General features: G+C 35.8%; 14 protein-coding genes. 10 read left to right on the forward strand and 4 right to left on the reverse strand.

The features are described 5' to 3' along the window. The first annotated feature begins 70 nt into the window (after positions 1-70). From AABL52_RS19560 to AABL52_RS19570, 3 genes are all read left to right on the forward strand, one after another. Entirely contained in the window at positions 71-1,882 is a 1,812-nt protein-coding gene (locus tag AABL52_RS19560) for a sensor histidine kinase (protein ID WP_341518230.1), read from the forward strand. Positions 1,883-1,989: 107 nt separating this feature from the next. Beyond that, on the forward strand, positions 1,990-2,520 hold the full coding sequence (locus AABL52_RS19565; RefSeq protein WP_000806236.1) for a tyrosine-type recombinase/integrase: 531 nt from the start codon (positions 1,990-1,992) through the stop codon (positions 2,518-2,520). Positions 2,521-2,640: 120 nt separating this feature from the next. Further along, the gene (locus AABL52_RS19570) at positions 2,641-2,835 is read left to right on the forward strand and encodes a DUF3924 domain-containing protein (protein ID WP_001094861.1); all 195 of its coding nucleotides are present in this window, start codon (positions 2,641-2,643) and stop codon (positions 2,833-2,835) included. Between the two features lie 296 nt (positions 2,836-3,131). Here AABL52_RS19570 and AABL52_RS19575 read toward each other — a convergent pair whose 3' ends face one another. Continuing rightward, the gene (locus tag AABL52_RS19575; RefSeq protein WP_000897336.1) at positions 3,132-3,977 is read right to left on the reverse strand and encodes a DUF72 domain-containing protein; all 846 of its coding nucleotides are present in this window, start codon (positions 3,975-3,977) and stop codon (positions 3,132-3,134) included. Between the two features lie 160 nt (positions 3,978-4,137). Here AABL52_RS19575 and AABL52_RS19580 point away from each other — a divergent pair, with 160 nt between their 5' ends. The 3 genes from AABL52_RS19580 (at position 4,138) to AABL52_RS19590 (ending at position 8,284) form a co-directional block, all read left to right on the forward strand. After that, on the forward strand, positions 4,138-5,406 hold the full coding sequence (locus tag AABL52_RS19580) for an ATP-binding protein (RefSeq protein ID WP_341518231.1): 1,269 nt from the start codon (positions 4,138-4,140) through the stop codon (positions 5,404-5,406). 244 nt (positions 5,407-5,650) lie between these two features. Then, positions 5,651-7,660 carry a Gly-Xaa-Xaa repeat protein gene (locus tag AABL52_RS19585; RefSeq protein WP_341518232.1) on the forward strand — a complete coding sequence of 670 codons (2,010 nt, stop codon included), beginning with the start codon at positions 5,651-5,653 and terminating at the stop codon, positions 7,658-7,660. Between the two features lie 195 nt (positions 7,661-7,855). Further along, positions 7,856-8,284 (forward strand): hypothetical protein, encoded by a 429-nt coding sequence (locus tag AABL52_RS19590; protein ID WP_001265571.1) that lies wholly within the window; start codon positions 7,856-7,858, stop codon positions 8,282-8,284. 124 nt (positions 8,285-8,408) lie between these two features. On the opposite strand, the gene AABL52_RS19595 is transcribed toward AABL52_RS19590, so the two are convergent. After that, complete coding sequence (locus tag AABL52_RS19595) at positions 8,409-10,451, reverse strand: transglycosylase domain-containing protein (protein WP_341518233.1); 2,043 nt, start codon at positions 10,449-10,451, stop codon at positions 8,409-8,411. Positions 10,452-10,763: 312 nt separating this feature from the next. Between AABL52_RS19595 and AABL52_RS19600 the strand changes: the two genes are divergently transcribed. From AABL52_RS19600 to AABL52_RS19610, 3 genes are all read left to right on the forward strand, one after another. Beyond that, positions 10,764-11,384, forward strand: coding sequence for a DUF47 domain-containing protein (locus tag AABL52_RS19600; protein WP_000231446.1), 621 nt, complete (start codon positions 10,764-10,766; stop codon positions 11,382-11,384). Between the two features lie 11 nt (positions 11,385-11,395). Further along, on the forward strand, positions 11,396-12,394 hold the full coding sequence (locus AABL52_RS19605; protein WP_000380286.1) for an inorganic phosphate transporter: 999 nt from the start codon (positions 11,396-11,398) through the stop codon (positions 12,392-12,394). A 117-nt stretch (positions 12,395-12,511) separates the two neighbouring features. Continuing rightward, positions 12,512-13,312 (forward strand): sulfite exporter TauE/SafE family protein, encoded by an 801-nt coding sequence (locus tag AABL52_RS19610; protein WP_000455763.1) that lies wholly within the window; start codon positions 12,512-12,514, stop codon positions 13,310-13,312. Positions 13,313-13,606: 294 nt separating this feature from the next. On the opposite strand, the gene AABL52_RS19615 is transcribed toward AABL52_RS19610, so the two are convergent. Next, positions 13,607-13,834, reverse strand: a complete 228-nt coding sequence (locus AABL52_RS19615) for a hypothetical protein (protein WP_000882907.1) — start codon at positions 13,832-13,834, stop codon at positions 13,607-13,609. 170 nt (positions 13,835-14,004) lie between these two features. Between AABL52_RS19615 and AABL52_RS19620 the strand changes: the two genes are divergently transcribed. Next, positions 14,005-14,517: a Crp/Fnr family transcriptional regulator gene (locus tag AABL52_RS19620; protein WP_000600576.1), complete on the forward strand. Its 513-nt coding sequence runs from the start codon at positions 14,005-14,007 to the stop codon at positions 14,515-14,517. Between the two features lie 30 nt (positions 14,518-14,547). Here AABL52_RS19620 and hmpA read toward each other — a convergent pair whose 3' ends face one another. After that, complete coding sequence (gene hmpA, locus AABL52_RS19625; RefSeq protein WP_341518234.1) at positions 14,548-15,756, reverse strand: NO-inducible flavohemoprotein; 1,209 nt, start codon at positions 15,754-15,756, stop codon at positions 14,548-14,550. Between the last annotated feature and the right edge of the window lie 70 nt (positions 15,757-15,826).

Genomic DNA, 15,826 nt, shown 5'->3' on the forward strand with positions numbered 1-15,826 from the left:
CCTCTACTTTTTTGTAACGTTTGTTATAATAAAGAAATCATTTACAGTATTTCTCACAAGAGGTGACGCAGTGAAAAACAGAAGTATAGTCTTTAAACTATTTTTATTAACATCAACATTATTTACAATCATATTCCTCCTTTTTTTCCTAGGACAATCTCTATTTTTAGAGAAATTTTATATTAATAAAAAGGTAAAAACCGTTCAAACTTCTTTTGAGAAGTTCGTAGATAATTACGAAAAAAGTGGTAAAAGTTATGAAGAAATTCGAAAACTAAAACAAGAATTTCATGATAAAACAAATGCCGAAATGCAGTTTTTAAATACGAACGGCATTATTAAAAGCGACAATAATTTTTACATTGATGTAATTAACCCTAAAAATAATAAACCATATTCCATTCCACTCAATAATCTTTTAACGCCCGAAGAATATAATAAATTCGAAAACTTAGGACTGAAAAAAGATGGGGTGATAAACGTCGTCGGTTTTGTACAAGATTCCACCATAACACCAATAGAATTGACGACAAACTATAATCGATGGCAAAACGAATATATCAACTCAGATTTTCAATCCATTAATGGCAACCCTGCTAAAAATAGACTTACAAGTCGATCCAAAACTGTAACTCAAATTGAGTTTACTGGTATTGTGTCTAAGTTACAGCTTCCATCCAAAGCGGATGTTCGTCTTGCAAATGACCTTGAAACATTACAAGCCGTTCAATATTTTGCAGAAATTATTAGAGATGGCACTACTAGCCCACAGCAATTAAGCCATTTCCTGCTAGATAGTGGAGAAAATATAAAGAATAGTATCTTTGTAAAACCTATTATGGAAAATGGAAAGATTAAAGAATACGCTTTTGCGGTAGCATCCTTGCAACCTGTTAATGAAGCAATGCTTGTTTTAAAGGATTATTATGTCTATGCCTTAATCATCGTTTTTCTAGTAATTATTTTGTTATCCTTCTACTACTCAAAAATCATTGTGAAACCATTGATTAAAATGAATCGTGTTACAAAAAAAATGGCCAATTTTGATTTTAGCGAGAAATTACCTGTGACAGCAGACGATGAAATTGGTGGGCTTTCCGGCAGTATTAATACGCTATCTGTAAACTTAAAAGACCGAATTGATCGATTAAATGTTGCGAATACAAAATTACAACAAGATATTGAACGTGAACGTCAATTAGAGAAAACGCGAAAAGAATTCATTTCTGGTGTATCACACGAATTAAAAACACCACTCAGTGTAATTAGAAGTTTCGCTGAAGGAATTAAAGATGGCGTTAGTAAAGATACGACGTATTACACAGACGTTATTTTAGAAGAAACCGAAAACATGAACAGACTTATTGTTGAAATGTTAGAATTAGCAAAATTAGAATCAGGTACGTACAAACTAGATATGACGACATTCTCAATCGGTGAATTAATTCAACAAGTCTATACAAAGTTATTATTTAGCATGGAAGAAAAGCATCTACAAGTGAACATAGATGTAGACTCTTCTATATTTGTGAAAGCGAATCGTAGTCGTATTGAGCAAGTGGTTGTGAACTTACTTAGCAATGCAATTCGATATACGCCAGATGGAGAAAAAATACAAGTCTCTGTTATAGAAATGGAATATACTGTAAAAGTCGAAATCGAAAACACTGGAAACCCTATCCCAGAAGACAGTCTTGAAAAAATTTGGGATCGTTTCTACCGTTTAGATGCATCTCGTAGCCGTCATACTGGTGGTACTGGTCTCGGATTATCTATTGTAAAAAACATTTTAGACCTCCACCATGCCGAGTACGGTGTATATAACACGAATAACAGTGTTGTATTCTACTTTAATTTACAAAAAGTAAAAGAAGTCAAATAATTTGTCTTAATTTCACTAGGAGTTCACATGAAATTCACACTCTCCCTTTATAGTAAGAAACAAGTTAATCCTTTCCTTTACACACATAAAAGAGGAGAGTGCGTGAAATGAAACAAGCAGGACAACCTATTCAAAATGAAAAACAATTAGAAACTATCAAAAATATACTTTTACAATCTTCGAAACGTGATGGCTTATTATTCGTATTAGCTGTAAATTCTGGCTTAAAAGTAAGTGAAATCTTACAATTAAAAGTTAGTGATGTAATCGATGAAAATGAAAATGTTCGCCATTCCATTTTATTTTACAATGAAAAAGTAAAGAAACATAAATGGTTTGCTGTAAATGAAGACTTACAGCACGCGATCGAAGACTACATGAAAGAACGTAAAACTTGGAAACGTAATGAACCATTATTAAAGTCTCAAAAAGGAACAAAATCTATTACGAGACAACATGCATGGTACATTTTAAACAAAGCTGCAAAAGAAGTTGGATTAGAAGGGATTAGCTCACATACACTTCGAAAAACCTGGGGATATTGTGCATACAAATCAGGTGTTGATATCGCATTTTTACAACATTTCTTTGATCATAGTACTCCATCAAAAACTTTAAAGTATATCGGTATTGCTTAATAACTCTTATACATAAAAAAGGTTACCATTTATAAAATGGTAACCTTTTTTATGTTTCACATTCTCTTTTCTTGTCTCTCCTATATTGTAGTGGTACTCTAATAATAAGGGGGAGAAATTATGAACACATTAACAATTGAATTACCGAAAGAAACGGCTGAAAAACTTGATTTATTAAAACAAGCTTATGAAAAGAAAACAGGTGCTTCCATTTCTGAGAGTACTCTTGTTCAAACACTTATTTCAAAAGAGTTTATCCAAGCGATAACTCCTTTTGATTTACAACAATTCGTTACTGGAAAAGAACAGCATTAATTGCTGTTCTTTTTTTGATACTTTATCAGGAGTTCACTAGCATTCTCCCCCGAAAAACTTCTTTGCTTCTGCCTAACTTTTTATCAGGAATCTTCCTAACCGTTACTGTCTCATAAAAAGTTTTTTATTTATTTTTCGGAAAACTATTGACAATGATAATGATAACCATTATCATTTATTACGAAGCCAACAATTGATGAATCAACCAAACGCTCAGTAACATTGTTACCCCTCTTTTTCATATAGAAAGGCATTGTACATTCCCCCTGTTTGTACAGTGCCTTTCTTGTTTATTATCATTCAAATAAATTTAATTGCTCGGGCTTCGGCTCACCATATGTAATGTTCATCATTTTCATAAGTTGTTTCGCATTATCCGCTGCATCTCCGCCCGAATTATTGTTAAATAGTACATATATGCCCTTTGTCTTCTTTTTCAATTGCTCTAGTCTTTCTACCCATTCTTCTAATTCTTTATTGTTGTAGCGATATAAGCAGCGAACCGCTCTCCAATTTTCCCCTTTATCCAGCCAGCCATGAACATTTCGACCATGAAAACGTATTAACACCATCTCTGCATTCGTTACTTCTAAAACGAGCGGTACCGAACCTATCCCCGCCTGTGGCTCGTCACAAATTGTATGAATCCATTTCTCCTGTTCCAAAAACCGTAAAGTCTTATCTCTCATTTCTGGATAAAACCATGTTTGATTTCGAAATTCTATGGCACACGGCAAACCTTCCATTTTCTCTTTCGTATATCGAAGAAAATCCACATTTTTCTTTTTACAATCAAACCATGGTGGATATTGAAATAAAATCGTTTTTAATTTATTAGCTTCTATTAAAGGAAGAATAGATTGTTTATACACATCAAACATATCGTCGAACGTAGAAAACGGAATTTCACCTTTCATATGTCCCGTCATCCCTTGATATGCTTTTACGACAAAAGAAAAATCTTTCGGTGTCTCCGTTGCCCATTTTGTATAGTTTCGCGCAGGTTGCATCGCATAAAATGAACTATCCACTTCCACAATAGGAAAATGCTCACTATATGTTCGCAATTTATTTCTATTTTCATAGGGATCTATATATAAAGAATCATGATCTCCCCACCCTGTCACTCCAATGAAAAGCAAATATATCCCTCCCTTTTTAACTTCACCTTCTATCCATTCCACTCACTTACCGAACACTTCGACTAATCAATTTCATTAAGTAGCCCCTTCTTTAAGAGTATCCGTATAAAAATATGATATACTAGATGGAAGAATTTTTAAATTGAGGGGTTATTTATTTATGCTTCCAAACGATGATACTGTATCTCATGAAAAACGAATAGAAGAATTAGAAAATAAAGTACGTTTTTATGAAGAACTTGTGAATCAATTACCACATCATTTTACATATAAAAATCCACATATTGGTTTACAAATAAAGAAAACGAGAACGACTCATTCCATCCAAAACATAAAAAGAGAAAATAAAGAGGCTGAATTTCAACTTACTTGTGATTCATTATTTTTATTTAAACAACTTGAAACATACTTTGTTCATATTTTTGATGCTTTTTCACATCATGTAACCTTTGTTGATAGTAAAGGAAATATAACTTTATGTAATCAAGCTGCAGCAGATGATTTTGGTGTAGTACGAAATGATATAATCGGAAAACCAATTCAACAATTATTAAAATTGCCAGAAGAAAAAATTAAAGCTCTTGAAACATTAAGAACGGGAACAGAATTATATAATGAAGAAGTTTTAGACAAAAACTACGGCATATTAAATAACCGAATTATTCGTGATTATAACGGAGAAATATTTAGAGTTATTAGTGTCTTTCATTATTTAAACACAGAACGTGATGCAGAGAAATTTTCGTTAGCAGGGCGAATTGCAGCTGGGATTGCACATGAAGTAAGTAATCCTCTTACAACCGTACGGGGTTACTTACAATTTTTACAAGAAAGTGTTTCTCCATCTAATAAAGAATTATTCGAAAACTTACTCATTCCTGAATTAGACCGCGCAAATGGTATTATTACAAAATTTTTAGCTATTTCAAAAACACGGGAATTTACAAGAGAACCGTTTCCTATTAACACATTTTTACGTGAATATATTCAACAGTTACTAGCTAGTGAAGTCTTTTTACATAACATTGCAATTGATTATAATTTTTCTACCGAATTGGATGATGTATTAGTCCATATTGATCGTCATGAACTGGTGCAAGTTTTTTTAAACCTATTTCAGAACGCTGTCGATGCTCAAGGCGAAAAGAAACTTTCTATCCAAATTACTAGTTATCGCCTTGATAATTTTGTTCGTATTACTTTCACTGATAATGGAATTGGTATTCCACCAGCCATTCAAGAATATATCTTTGATCCATTCTTCTCAACAAAAGATTCAGGTACAGGACTGGGCTTGTCAGTAACAAAGAAAATTATTCAAAATCATAACGGTACATTAAAAATGACCAGTAATGAAGATGGTACAACTTTCGCTATTTCAATTCCAATTTTACCTAAAACGACCCTTGAAAGATTAAATGAATACTAATGAGGTACTCCTCCACAAGAAGCATGCCAATTGTTATATACTCTCAACAATTGGCATGCTTTTTTATGTTGAAATAATCTTCTTTAAGTTCTATAAATCTTTCTCCATAACTTAATTGTTTTTGCTTGGTAGGCAAACTTCTTATTTTTTTAGAAATGGTAGTTTGTCCATCACGAATTCAGTATGAATTTCATTTTAATATATAGTAATGGCTATTGATTCTATGAAAGAAAGGAATGAAAAGATGAACAATAAAAATAAAGGAAAAGTATTTTATGGTAATGATTGTTGCGAAGTCAGAGCTTGTAGTCATATTAACATCTCTAAGTCCGAACTTACAGAATTCGTTAAACTTCTTCAAGCTCTTGGCCAAGCTATTCAAGCTGTCTTTCAAAACCCTTCTCAAAATAATATCGATAACTTGATTGCTACCCTAAATAACCTACAAAAATTCCTCAATTGCTTAGATTTGTCTCCAGCACAAAAACAAATTGGAAATTCTATTATCGCTAATCTATTAACTATTTTAAGAACAAAACCTTTCTCATGCGGAGCATTGTATGTTGAGCTGCAAAGCTTGCTTAATTATTTATTGTATATCGCCAAATTATTCAAGGTAGATTGCTGTACGATCGACAAACTAGTTAAACTCATTACAGAAATCCAAACTATCCTAGTTCAATACGGATCAGGTTGCCTTGGAGGAGGAGCAACAGGCGCTACTGGTGCTACCGGTCCTCAGGGGGCTACTGGACCTCAAGGACCAGCGGGTGCTCAAGGTGCTACTGGTGCTCAAGGACCGGCCGGCGCTCAAGGGGCTACTGGTGCTCAAGGACCTCAAGGTGCACAGGGACCAGCGGGTGTTCAAGGCGCTACTGGACCTCAAGGACCTCAAGGTATTCAAGGGCCAGCTGGCGCTCAAGGTGCTACTGGTGCTCAAGGACCAGCCGGCGCTCAAGGGGCTACTGGACCTCAAGGACCTCAAGGTATTCAAGGGCCAGCTGGCGCAACAGGTGCTACTGGTGCTCAAGGACCAGCTGGCGCTCAAGGTGTTACTGGTGCTCAAGGACCAGCGGGTGCTCAAGGTGCTACTGGTGCTCAAGGACCGGCCGGCACTCAAGGTGCTACTGGTGCTCAAGGACCAGCTGGCGCTCAAGGTGCTACTGGTGCTCAAGGACCAGCTGGCGCTCAAGGTGCTACTGGTGCTCAAGGACCAGCGGGTGCTCAAGGTGCTACTGGTGCTCAAGGACCAGCTGGCGCTCAAGGTGCTACTGGTGCTCAAGGACCAGCCGGCGCTCAAGGTGCTACTGGTGCTCAAGGACCAGCCGGCGCTCAAGGTGCTACTGGTGCTCAAGGACCAGCCGGCGCTCAAGGTGCTACTGGTGCTCAAGGACCAGCCGGCGCTCAAGGTACTACTGGTGCCCAAGGACCAGTGGGCGCTCAAGGTGCTACTGGACCTCAAGGACCAGCCGGCGCTCAAGGTGCTACTGGTGCTCAAGGACCGGCCGGCGCTCAAGGTGCTACTGGTGCTCAAGGACCAGCGGGTGCTCAAGGTGCTACTGGTGCTCAAGGACCGGCCGGCGCTCAAGGTGCTACTGGTGCTCAAGGACCGGCCGGCACTCAAGGTGCTACTGGTGCTCAAGGACCAGCTGGCGCTCAAGGTGCTACTGGTGCTCAAGGACCAGCCGGCGCTCAAGGTGCTACTGGTGCTCAAGGACCAGCCGGCGCTCAAGGTGCTACTGGTGCTCAAGGACCAGCCGGCGCTCAAGGTGCTACTGGTGCCCAAGGACCAGCCGGCGCAACAGGCGCTACTGGTGCTCAAGGTGCTACCGGCGCAACAGGACCAGCGGGTACTCCAATTCCTATAACTATCGCTGCAATTGGAAACTCCAATGCTCAAACTATATCACCTGGAATGAATATCCAATTCAATCAAGTTTTTGAAATAAATAATATTAATTTTAATGACACTACAGATACTTTAACAGTTTTAGAAACAGGCGTATATGATATTAGTTTCTCAGCGTCTACAACTTTCCCAGGATCTTCACCATTTGGATTTGGTATTTCATTCAATGGTCAACCACCTACTCGTAATTTCTCAACTAATGTTATCGGTAGTGCTGTTTCGTTCTCTACAATCGTTACTTTACAAGCTGGTACAACGATTTCTATACAGCCTACAGCAAACACTATTTCTATTCCTAACACAGGTGATACAACTGCAACACTATCAGTATTCCGCATTTACTAATTTTCACTAAATAAACATATTTATAATAATATGTATCGTTTTACCGTGCATTAAATCTCTCTTTATATAGAAAGGAGCACTTATTTGGGAGGATAAGTGCTCCTTCTTTACGTTTCTTTACCTCAAATTTACTCTACCTTAATCCTCATTCTGTATGATAAATAGTGAAGTCAAAGATATGAAAGAGGGATGAAAATGAGAGTTATGTCACTAATACGCATTTGGTTTGCTCTTATGGTATGCATTATTTTATGTGTAGGATTTTTTTTAACTCTAAAATATTCCACTATATCACAAGCAGAGAGAAAAACTGTTCCATACAAACTTTTGTATACGAAACAAAGCAACATCCCTTATTCCAATACCACAAAGAATGAAAAAAAAGTTATAAAAGGAATGCTTATTACGAAAGCTTCTAGTTCCGAAGCGTTACTTCAAATTGCTGAAACGATTAAAAATCAATATACAAATAAAGAAATCGATGAAATTACACTTTCTATCCACAATGAAAATAATGGTAATTATGAAGAAGAATTACCTTACGAACCTATTAGTAAAGGAAAAATAATCGTCACATACGATCCCGAATCCTTTGGCAGTACGAACATTCTACTTAACGAGTAATATCTTGTATCTCAATGGATATCGATTAATAGCTAATAGGGATAGACAAAAATCCCCACCGATTAAAGTTTCATTTTGTTTTTCATACAAAAAAGAGGCGAATTTTGTTATTCGCCTCTTTCTTTTACCAAAATGAAGGAATCCATTCTTTCACTTTATCAATCCACTCTTGTTGCTCTTTTTTTCTTTGTTGTTCCTCTTCTTTCCTTCTCTTCTCTTCTTCTTTTCTTCGTTTTTCCTCTTCTATTGTATTCAATTGTTTTTTATAATCAGCCTCAGATATGAGCGATAACTGGAATGCTTTTTGAGCTGGATTGGCATTCGCTTTTTTCATAATATCCCGGAACATTGTCGTAGTAATTTGACTTCCCCCCGGAACATAATGATCACTATCTGTTTTATCATATCCTACCCAAATCGCACCTACTAAATCTGGTGTGTATCCAACAAACCATGAATCCTTTGCACCAGTGCTCGGTCCATTTACAATTTGAGTAGTTCCTGTCTTACCTGCCGTATCAACGTTATAAACTTTCGCCTTTTCCCCCGTTCCCTTTTCAACAACACCTTTTAATAAATATGTCATCTTTTGAGCAATTTTCTCGCTCGTCACCCGCGTCTCTTTCTTATACCACTTTCCAATTGTTTCACCTTCAGCATTTTGTATCTCCCTAATCGCATGAGCTTCCACTTGAACACCGTCATTTGCAAATGTACTATACGCTTGAGCCATTACAAACGGAGAGGTTCCCACATGCATCCCGCCTAAAGCAATCGGATACGTACGATCTTCTGGCACTAATGGAATACCAAATCGCTCTAAAGATTTCAATCCTTTATCTAATCCAATTTGCTCCAATAGCCAAACAGCTGAAACATTGTACGACTTTGCCACGGCTTCATACATTGTCACATCACCGTGAAAAGTATGATCACTATTTTGCGGTTTATATTCTTTAATATTAAATGGTTCATCTTTTAATATATCGTATACTTCATACCCTTCCTCTAACGCTGGTACATATACAGCCAGAGGCTTTAACGTTGAGCCCGGTTGTCTTTTTAATTGGGTTGCATGGTTAAACTGTAAAAACTGATACGGACCTCTACCTCCAACTAAAGCTGGTACACCACCTGTTTTTGGATTCATAAGAACTACACCCGTTTGCATAAGCTGGTCCGACCCATTATCTTTGAAATAACTCTCATTATTCACAACGTCTTCCACAGCCTGTTGTTTTTTTGGATCAAGCTCTGTATAAATACGATAACCACCCGCTAAAATTTCATTTTGTGTTAATTCGTACTTGTCCATCGCTTCTCTAACAATATAGTCTACATATTGAGAGTATTTCCCCTTGTATTTATCATCCACACCACGTTTTAACACAAGGCCGCTCTCTTTTTCTCTATTATACTGTTCGTCAGAAATATATCCTTGCTCTTTCATTAAACTTAATACAACATTACGTCGTTCGATTGACTTGTTAAAGTTTTTATAAGGCGAATAGGCAGACGGTGCTTTAATCAATCCAGCAATCGTCGCAGCTTCTGAAACTGTTAAATCTTTTACATCTTTATCAAAATAAGATTTAGCTGCCCTTTTTATACCCCAAGCTCCTTCACCAAAATAAATTTGATTCATATACATTTCAATAATTTCATCTTTCGTATACGTACGCTCTATTTTTTTTGTTAAAAAATATTCCTTTATTTTTCGAGAGTATGTGCGGTCTTGTGTCAGAAATACGTTTTTCGCAAGTTGTTGTGTAATTGTACTTCCCCCTGCTACAACTTCTCCTGCTGTAATATTTTTAAAAACTGCACTTATAATTCCACTATAGTAAATACCGTGATGGTTAAAAAACCCCTTATCTTCTACTGCAACAATTGCCTGAACCATAATGTCAGGAATATCTTTCCTTTTAACACCTTCTGTTTTAGAGGAAGCTAATTTAGTCGCAACTTCATTATTTGCATCATAAATTAAGGTCGGTTGCGGAACAGCTTGTTTTAATTCAGATATGTCTTGAATGGAAATTATTATATTTATAGCAATAAATAGAGTAGCAAGTAAACTTCCTAATACAATTAATGAATTACGAAGTTTCTTCCTCTTATTGAACCACTCCTGCATTTTTTTTAAGTGAGTGTTCTTCAATTTCATTCGTTCACTTCCTTCGTTTGTTTACACTCTTCTTTTCAAAAGGAAGAATATACCTCCTTTTAAATTTATTATAATAACGTAGTCTTTCCTGTAGTGTAAAGCTTTTCTTTCACATTCATACTTTTTGTAGGAAAAGGACATTCTACAAGTAAGATATTCAATATTGATTATTAATATTATTAATACAACAATGAGAGTTATGTTAAGTTTTTGTAAACTTTTCGATAAAATGTTTTAAAAAACGACAGTTTTTTGTTAGAATTGACTAGCCAATATATTTTACATATATTACTTTTGTGGGGGTAACTAATAATGGTATTTAAATCAAAAAAAGATAAATTTTCTGAAATGTTAATGAATGTTTCCGAAAATTTAAAAGAAGGCGCGCAGTTTTTCGTGGAGTATAAAATTAAAAATGCTAGCGATTTAAAAGAGTTTTCTATGCGCATGAAAGAGTATGAGTCAAAAGGTGACTCATTTATTCACGAAATCATTATGGAGCTAAACAAAGCGTTTATTACTCCAATTGAACGTGAGGACATCCTACAACTTGCAATGAGTATGGATGATGTATTAGACGGATTAGATCATAGTGCTGGTCTATTCGAAATGTATTCTATTACAGAAGCTGATGAATACATGATTAAATTCGTTGAAGCAATTAATCAATGTGCGATTGAGATTGCAAATTCTGTTGAACTACTGTCTAAAAAGAAGTTAGTCGACATTCGTACGAACGCGATTAAGATTAAGGATTACGAATCACAATGTGATGATATTCGCCGTCATGCGATTAAGCACTTATTCTCTCGTGAGAAAGATCCGATTAAAATTATTCAATACAAAGAGATTTACGAAGAGCTTGAAGAAGTAGCGGATAGCTGCCAAAGCGTTGCAAACGTATTAGAAACAATTATTATGAAGAACGCGTAAGGAGTTTGATCATGGATACACTCTTGTTACTGACCGTTTTAGTAGTCATTTGCGCTTTAGCTTTTGACTTTATTAATGGATTTCACGATACAGCAAACGCTATTGCAACGGCTGTTTCAACAAAAGCTCTAAAGCCTAGACATGCAATTATTATGGCAGCTATTATGAATTTTTTAGGTGCGATGACATTTACAGGTGTAGCAAAAACGATTACAAAAGATATCGTTGATCCATTTGCCTTGCAAAATGGTTCTCTTGTAATTTTAGCTGCTTTACTTGCGGCAATAGCATGGAATTTAATCACTTGGTACTACGGTATTCCAAGTAGTTCTTCGCATGCAATCATTGGCTCGATCGCAGGTGCAGCTATCGCTGCGGCAGGTATTAGCTCATTAAATCTTAAAGGGTTCATAAAAATCCTTGAAGCTTTAATCATTTCACCGATTATCGCTTTTGTTATTGGTTATATCGTATACAGCATATTTAAAGTAGTCTTTAAAAACTTTAATTTAACGAAGACGAACAAAAACTTCCGTATATTCCAGATTTTCACTGCTGCATTACAAGCTTATACACATGGTACAAATGATGCGCAAAAAGCAATGGGAATCATTACGATGGCTCTTATGGCTAATAGCTATCATACTTCTAGCGACATCCCGTTCTGGGTACAATTATCTTGTGCGATTGCAATGGGTCTTGGTACTTCTGTCGGTGGATGGAAAATTATTAAAACTGTCGGTGGACAAATTATGAAAATTCGTCCTGTAAATGGGGTAGCTGCCGATTTATCATCATCACTTGTTATTTTCGGTGCAACATTCATTCACTTACCAGTTAGTACGACGCACGTTATCTCTTCTTCTATTTTAGGGGTTGGTGCTTCTCATCGTGTAAAAGGTGTAAAATGGGGAACTGCAAAACGCATGTTAATTACTTGGGTTATCACACTTCCTATTTCAGCTTCTTTAGCTGCTTTATTTTACTCTTTATTACAATTAATCTTTTAATCAAAAGTCGTCTTCCTTATTATTCCAGGAAGACGACTTTTTTGTGAACAAACCTTTTTCTCATGAAAAAGCGTGTATAATAATTGGTGGATAAGTTATATAGAGGAGTTGGCAATTTTGGAATACATCATGTTACTTTTCATCGGGCTAATCGCCGGGACAGTCGGGAGTCTAGTCGGGCTTGGTGGCGGAATTATTATTGTCCCGTTATTAATCGGATTACACAGTCTATCACCACAACTTGCAGTAGGAACTTCAATGGTAACAGTCGTTTTTACAGGACTATCTTCCACCCTTACTTATATGAAGCATAAACGAGTAGATTACAAAAGTGGACTTATTTTATTTATCGGGAGTGGCCCTGGTGGTATCATCGGCTCGTGGGCAAACAAATTTTTAAACCAAGATACATTTTCTTTATATTTTGGGATTTTCCTTATTTTCGTCTCTATTCTTCTTATGTTACGAGACAAATTAAACCCTCTTTCTTTATCAAATATGACGGTAATTAAACGTTCTTTTACAGATAACGAAGGAAACACTGTACACTATCAATTTCCACCACTTCTCGCTATCTTTATCGCCTTTATAGTTGGTTTTATATCTGGGTTATTTGGAATTGGTGGCGGTGCCTTACTTGTTCCAGCAATGATGCTACTTTTTGCATTCCCAGCACATATCGCTGTAGCAACTTCGATGTTTATCGTATTTCTATCAGCCATTGTAAGTTCTGCAACTCACATCTCCCTTGGAAATGTCAGCTGGATTTATGCATTAATTCTTATTCCTGGTGCATGGATCGGTGGAAAAATCGGGGCTTATATCAATACAAAATTAAGTGGTAAAGCCGTAATTAATTTATTACGTATCACATTAATTATTCTCGGGACTAGATTAATTATTACTTCTTTTTTATAACGTGTTCTTTTTAGAATACGTTTTTTCTTATACACATGAATATAAAAATCCTCCTAAGAGAACAAATAAAATTAAACAAACACATAATAGCATATAATTTGAAATATGTACTTTCTTCAAGTTGACCACTCCTATAACTGCGACTATTATCTTTATGATAGCGAAAAAATAGTTTACTTGCAGTTACAAAGTGCTAACAATGCAAAATCATTTATTACAAATTTTATCCTTATATTTCATTTCTTTGTATATTCTATCGGTTTAATAAAAAAAGATGTCATATTGACATCTTTTTTAATGAAGAAGTGACCATCCCATAAAATCCTCATGTACTTGGCACGCCCTCTTATCGTTTCGATCATATAATTCAGCATAACTATCTGTTTCTTCATCATAAGCCATCGTATAAATAATTTGGCCATCTACTTCAACGGATAATACGACTCCACCTTTCATCTCTTCTACATGAATGATAGCATTCGCCGGAATTCTCATATCCGTCATTTTTATCGCATCTAACAATATACTAAACCCCCTACAGCGTATTCATTGCTAGTACTATTACACACTAAATAGTATACTACTGTAATAGCATACATTTCGTCAATGAAATTGCTGTTTAAATAGCATATTGTCTTTATACATATACGCTACAATAAAAGAAATAGAAATGTTTAAATGGGGGGCTAACATTGATTCTACACAAAGGAGATGTACTATTTCGTCAAGGCGAGGACGGTCCTTTATATTTTATAAAAACAGGCTTATTAAAAGTAGTAAGGATCGAAGAAGATGGAACACCATTTTTATTCAACATTATTGTTCCAGGTGAAACGATACCTCACCATTCTTTAATTTCACCGAAGGAGTATCACGGTACAGCAATCGCTTTAATGAAAACAGAAGTTGAACCTATCATTAGTAGTGAATGGTACGATCAACTTCAGGCAAATCCCGCATCATACGCAAATATCGCTATGCAATTACAATCAAAATTAAGAATGATGCAGCAGCGTATCGATCAATTGACAACCGTCTCTCCGAAAGAACGTCTTCATCGTTTACAAGAATGGTTCACACTATATTTAGGTGACATTCCTATATATGAAATATTAACGCAAACTGAAATCGGCCAACTGATTGGTATACGCCGTGAAACGGTAAATCGACTATTACGAGAACAAATAAAAAACGAGGTAAAATAATACCTCGTTTTTCGCTTATTCAAATCTATCTTATTGTAAACTTGCTGCTGGACCGAAAAATTCATAATGAATATGCTCTTGTTTCACACCTAAATCAGTTAGTGCAGCATTTATATGTTTCATAAATGGTACGGGACCACAGAAATAAAATTCTGCTTCCGTTGCCGGAATAATAGTTTGTAACCATTCTGCTTCAACGAAACCTTCTTTATCAAAGGTCTTCATTTCCAAATCTTTTTCAGTTGGTGCAGAATAGCAAGTGTACGCTTTAACTTGCTCGTATTTATTATCTACTGCCTCAACATGTTCTTTCATTGCATGTGTATTACTATTTATCGCTGCATGAACAAAACATACATTACGTGTTGTGTCTTGTTCAATTAACGTATTTAGCATACTCATCATCGGTGTAATCCCTACTCCACCACTAATTAGTACAACTGGTAAAGTTGAATCCATATTTAATACGAAATCTCCTGCTGGTGCACTTACTGGTAACATATCCCCTTCTTCTACATGATCATGTAAGTAGTTAGATACTTTACCATCCGGTGTATCTACACCTTTTTCTTTTTTTACACTAATACGATAATATTCTTTTCCAGGAGCATCTGATAAGCTATATTGACGATTATGTGTATATGTTTCACCTTCGATATTTATTTGAATCGTTACATATTGTCCTGGGATGAATGAAGAAACTTTCCCGCTATCTTCAGGTTTTAAATAAAATGACGTAATAACATCGCTTTCCGTAACTTTTTTAACAACTACAAAGTTACGGAAATCTTTCCATCCACCTTCTTTATGTGCCGCTTCTTCATACATCTCTGCTTCAATGCTAATGAATGCATCAGCAATGACACCATAAGCTTCTCCCCATGCATTTAAAACTTCATCAGGTGCACCTGCAACCTCTTTAATTGCGCGTAGTAAACATGTACCTACAATCGGGTAATGTTCCGCTTTAATACCTAAACTTCTATGCTTATGACCAATTTGTTTTACAACTGGAATAATAGCTTCTAAATTATCAATATACGTTGCAGCTGCATAAACAGCATTCGCTAGCGCTTGTTGTTGTCTTCCCTTTTTCTGATTTGTATGGTTGAAAATATTCAATAACTCCGGATGTTCCGAAAATAAAATTTGATAAAATCTCGTTGTAATTTCAACGCCTTTTTCTTGTAATAATGGTACTGTTGACTTTACGATTTCAATTGTTTTTGTACTTAACATTGTATCCCACTCCTCTATTTCCTTAACTGTTTTTAGTTTAACTGAATTGTATAGTACATATTGTGATTTT

Origin of the sequence: Bacillus paramobilis, assembly GCF_038096195.1 — a bacterium.
Lineage (GTDB): Bacteria > Bacillota > Bacilli > Bacillales > Bacillaceae_G > Bacillus_A > Bacillus_A mobilis.

Coding starts and splice junctions, on each gene's coding strand:
- AABL52_RS19565 (WP_000806236.1), top strand. CDS start 1,990: ATGAAACAAGCAGGACAACCTATTCAAAATGAAAAACAATTAGAAACT.
- AABL52_RS19570 (WP_001094861.1), top strand. CDS start 2,641: ATGAACACATTAACAATTGAATTACCGAAAGAAACGGCTGAAAAACTT.
- AABL52_RS19580 (WP_341518231.1), top strand. CDS start 4,138: ATGCTTCCAAACGATGATACTGTATCTCATGAAAAACGAATAGAAGAA.
- AABL52_RS19585 (WP_341518232.1), top strand. CDS start 5,651: ATGAACAATAAAAATAAAGGAAAAGTATTTTATGGTAATGATTGTTGC.
- AABL52_RS19590 (WP_001265571.1), top strand. CDS start 7,856: ATGAGAGTTATGTCACTAATACGCATTTGGTTTGCTCTTATGGTATGC.
- AABL52_RS19595 (WP_341518233.1), bottom strand. CDS start 10,451: ATGAAATTGAAGAACACTCACTTAAAAAAAATGCAGGAGTGGTTCAAT.
- AABL52_RS19600 (WP_000231446.1), top strand. CDS start 10,764: ATGGTATTTAAATCAAAAAAAGATAAATTTTCTGAAATGTTAATGAAT.
- AABL52_RS19605 (WP_000380286.1), top strand. CDS start 11,396: ATGGATACACTCTTGTTACTGACCGTTTTAGTAGTCATTTGCGCTTTA.
- hmpA (WP_341518234.1), bottom strand. CDS start 15,756: ATGTTAAGTACAAAAACAATTGAAATCGTAAAGTCAACAGTACCATTA.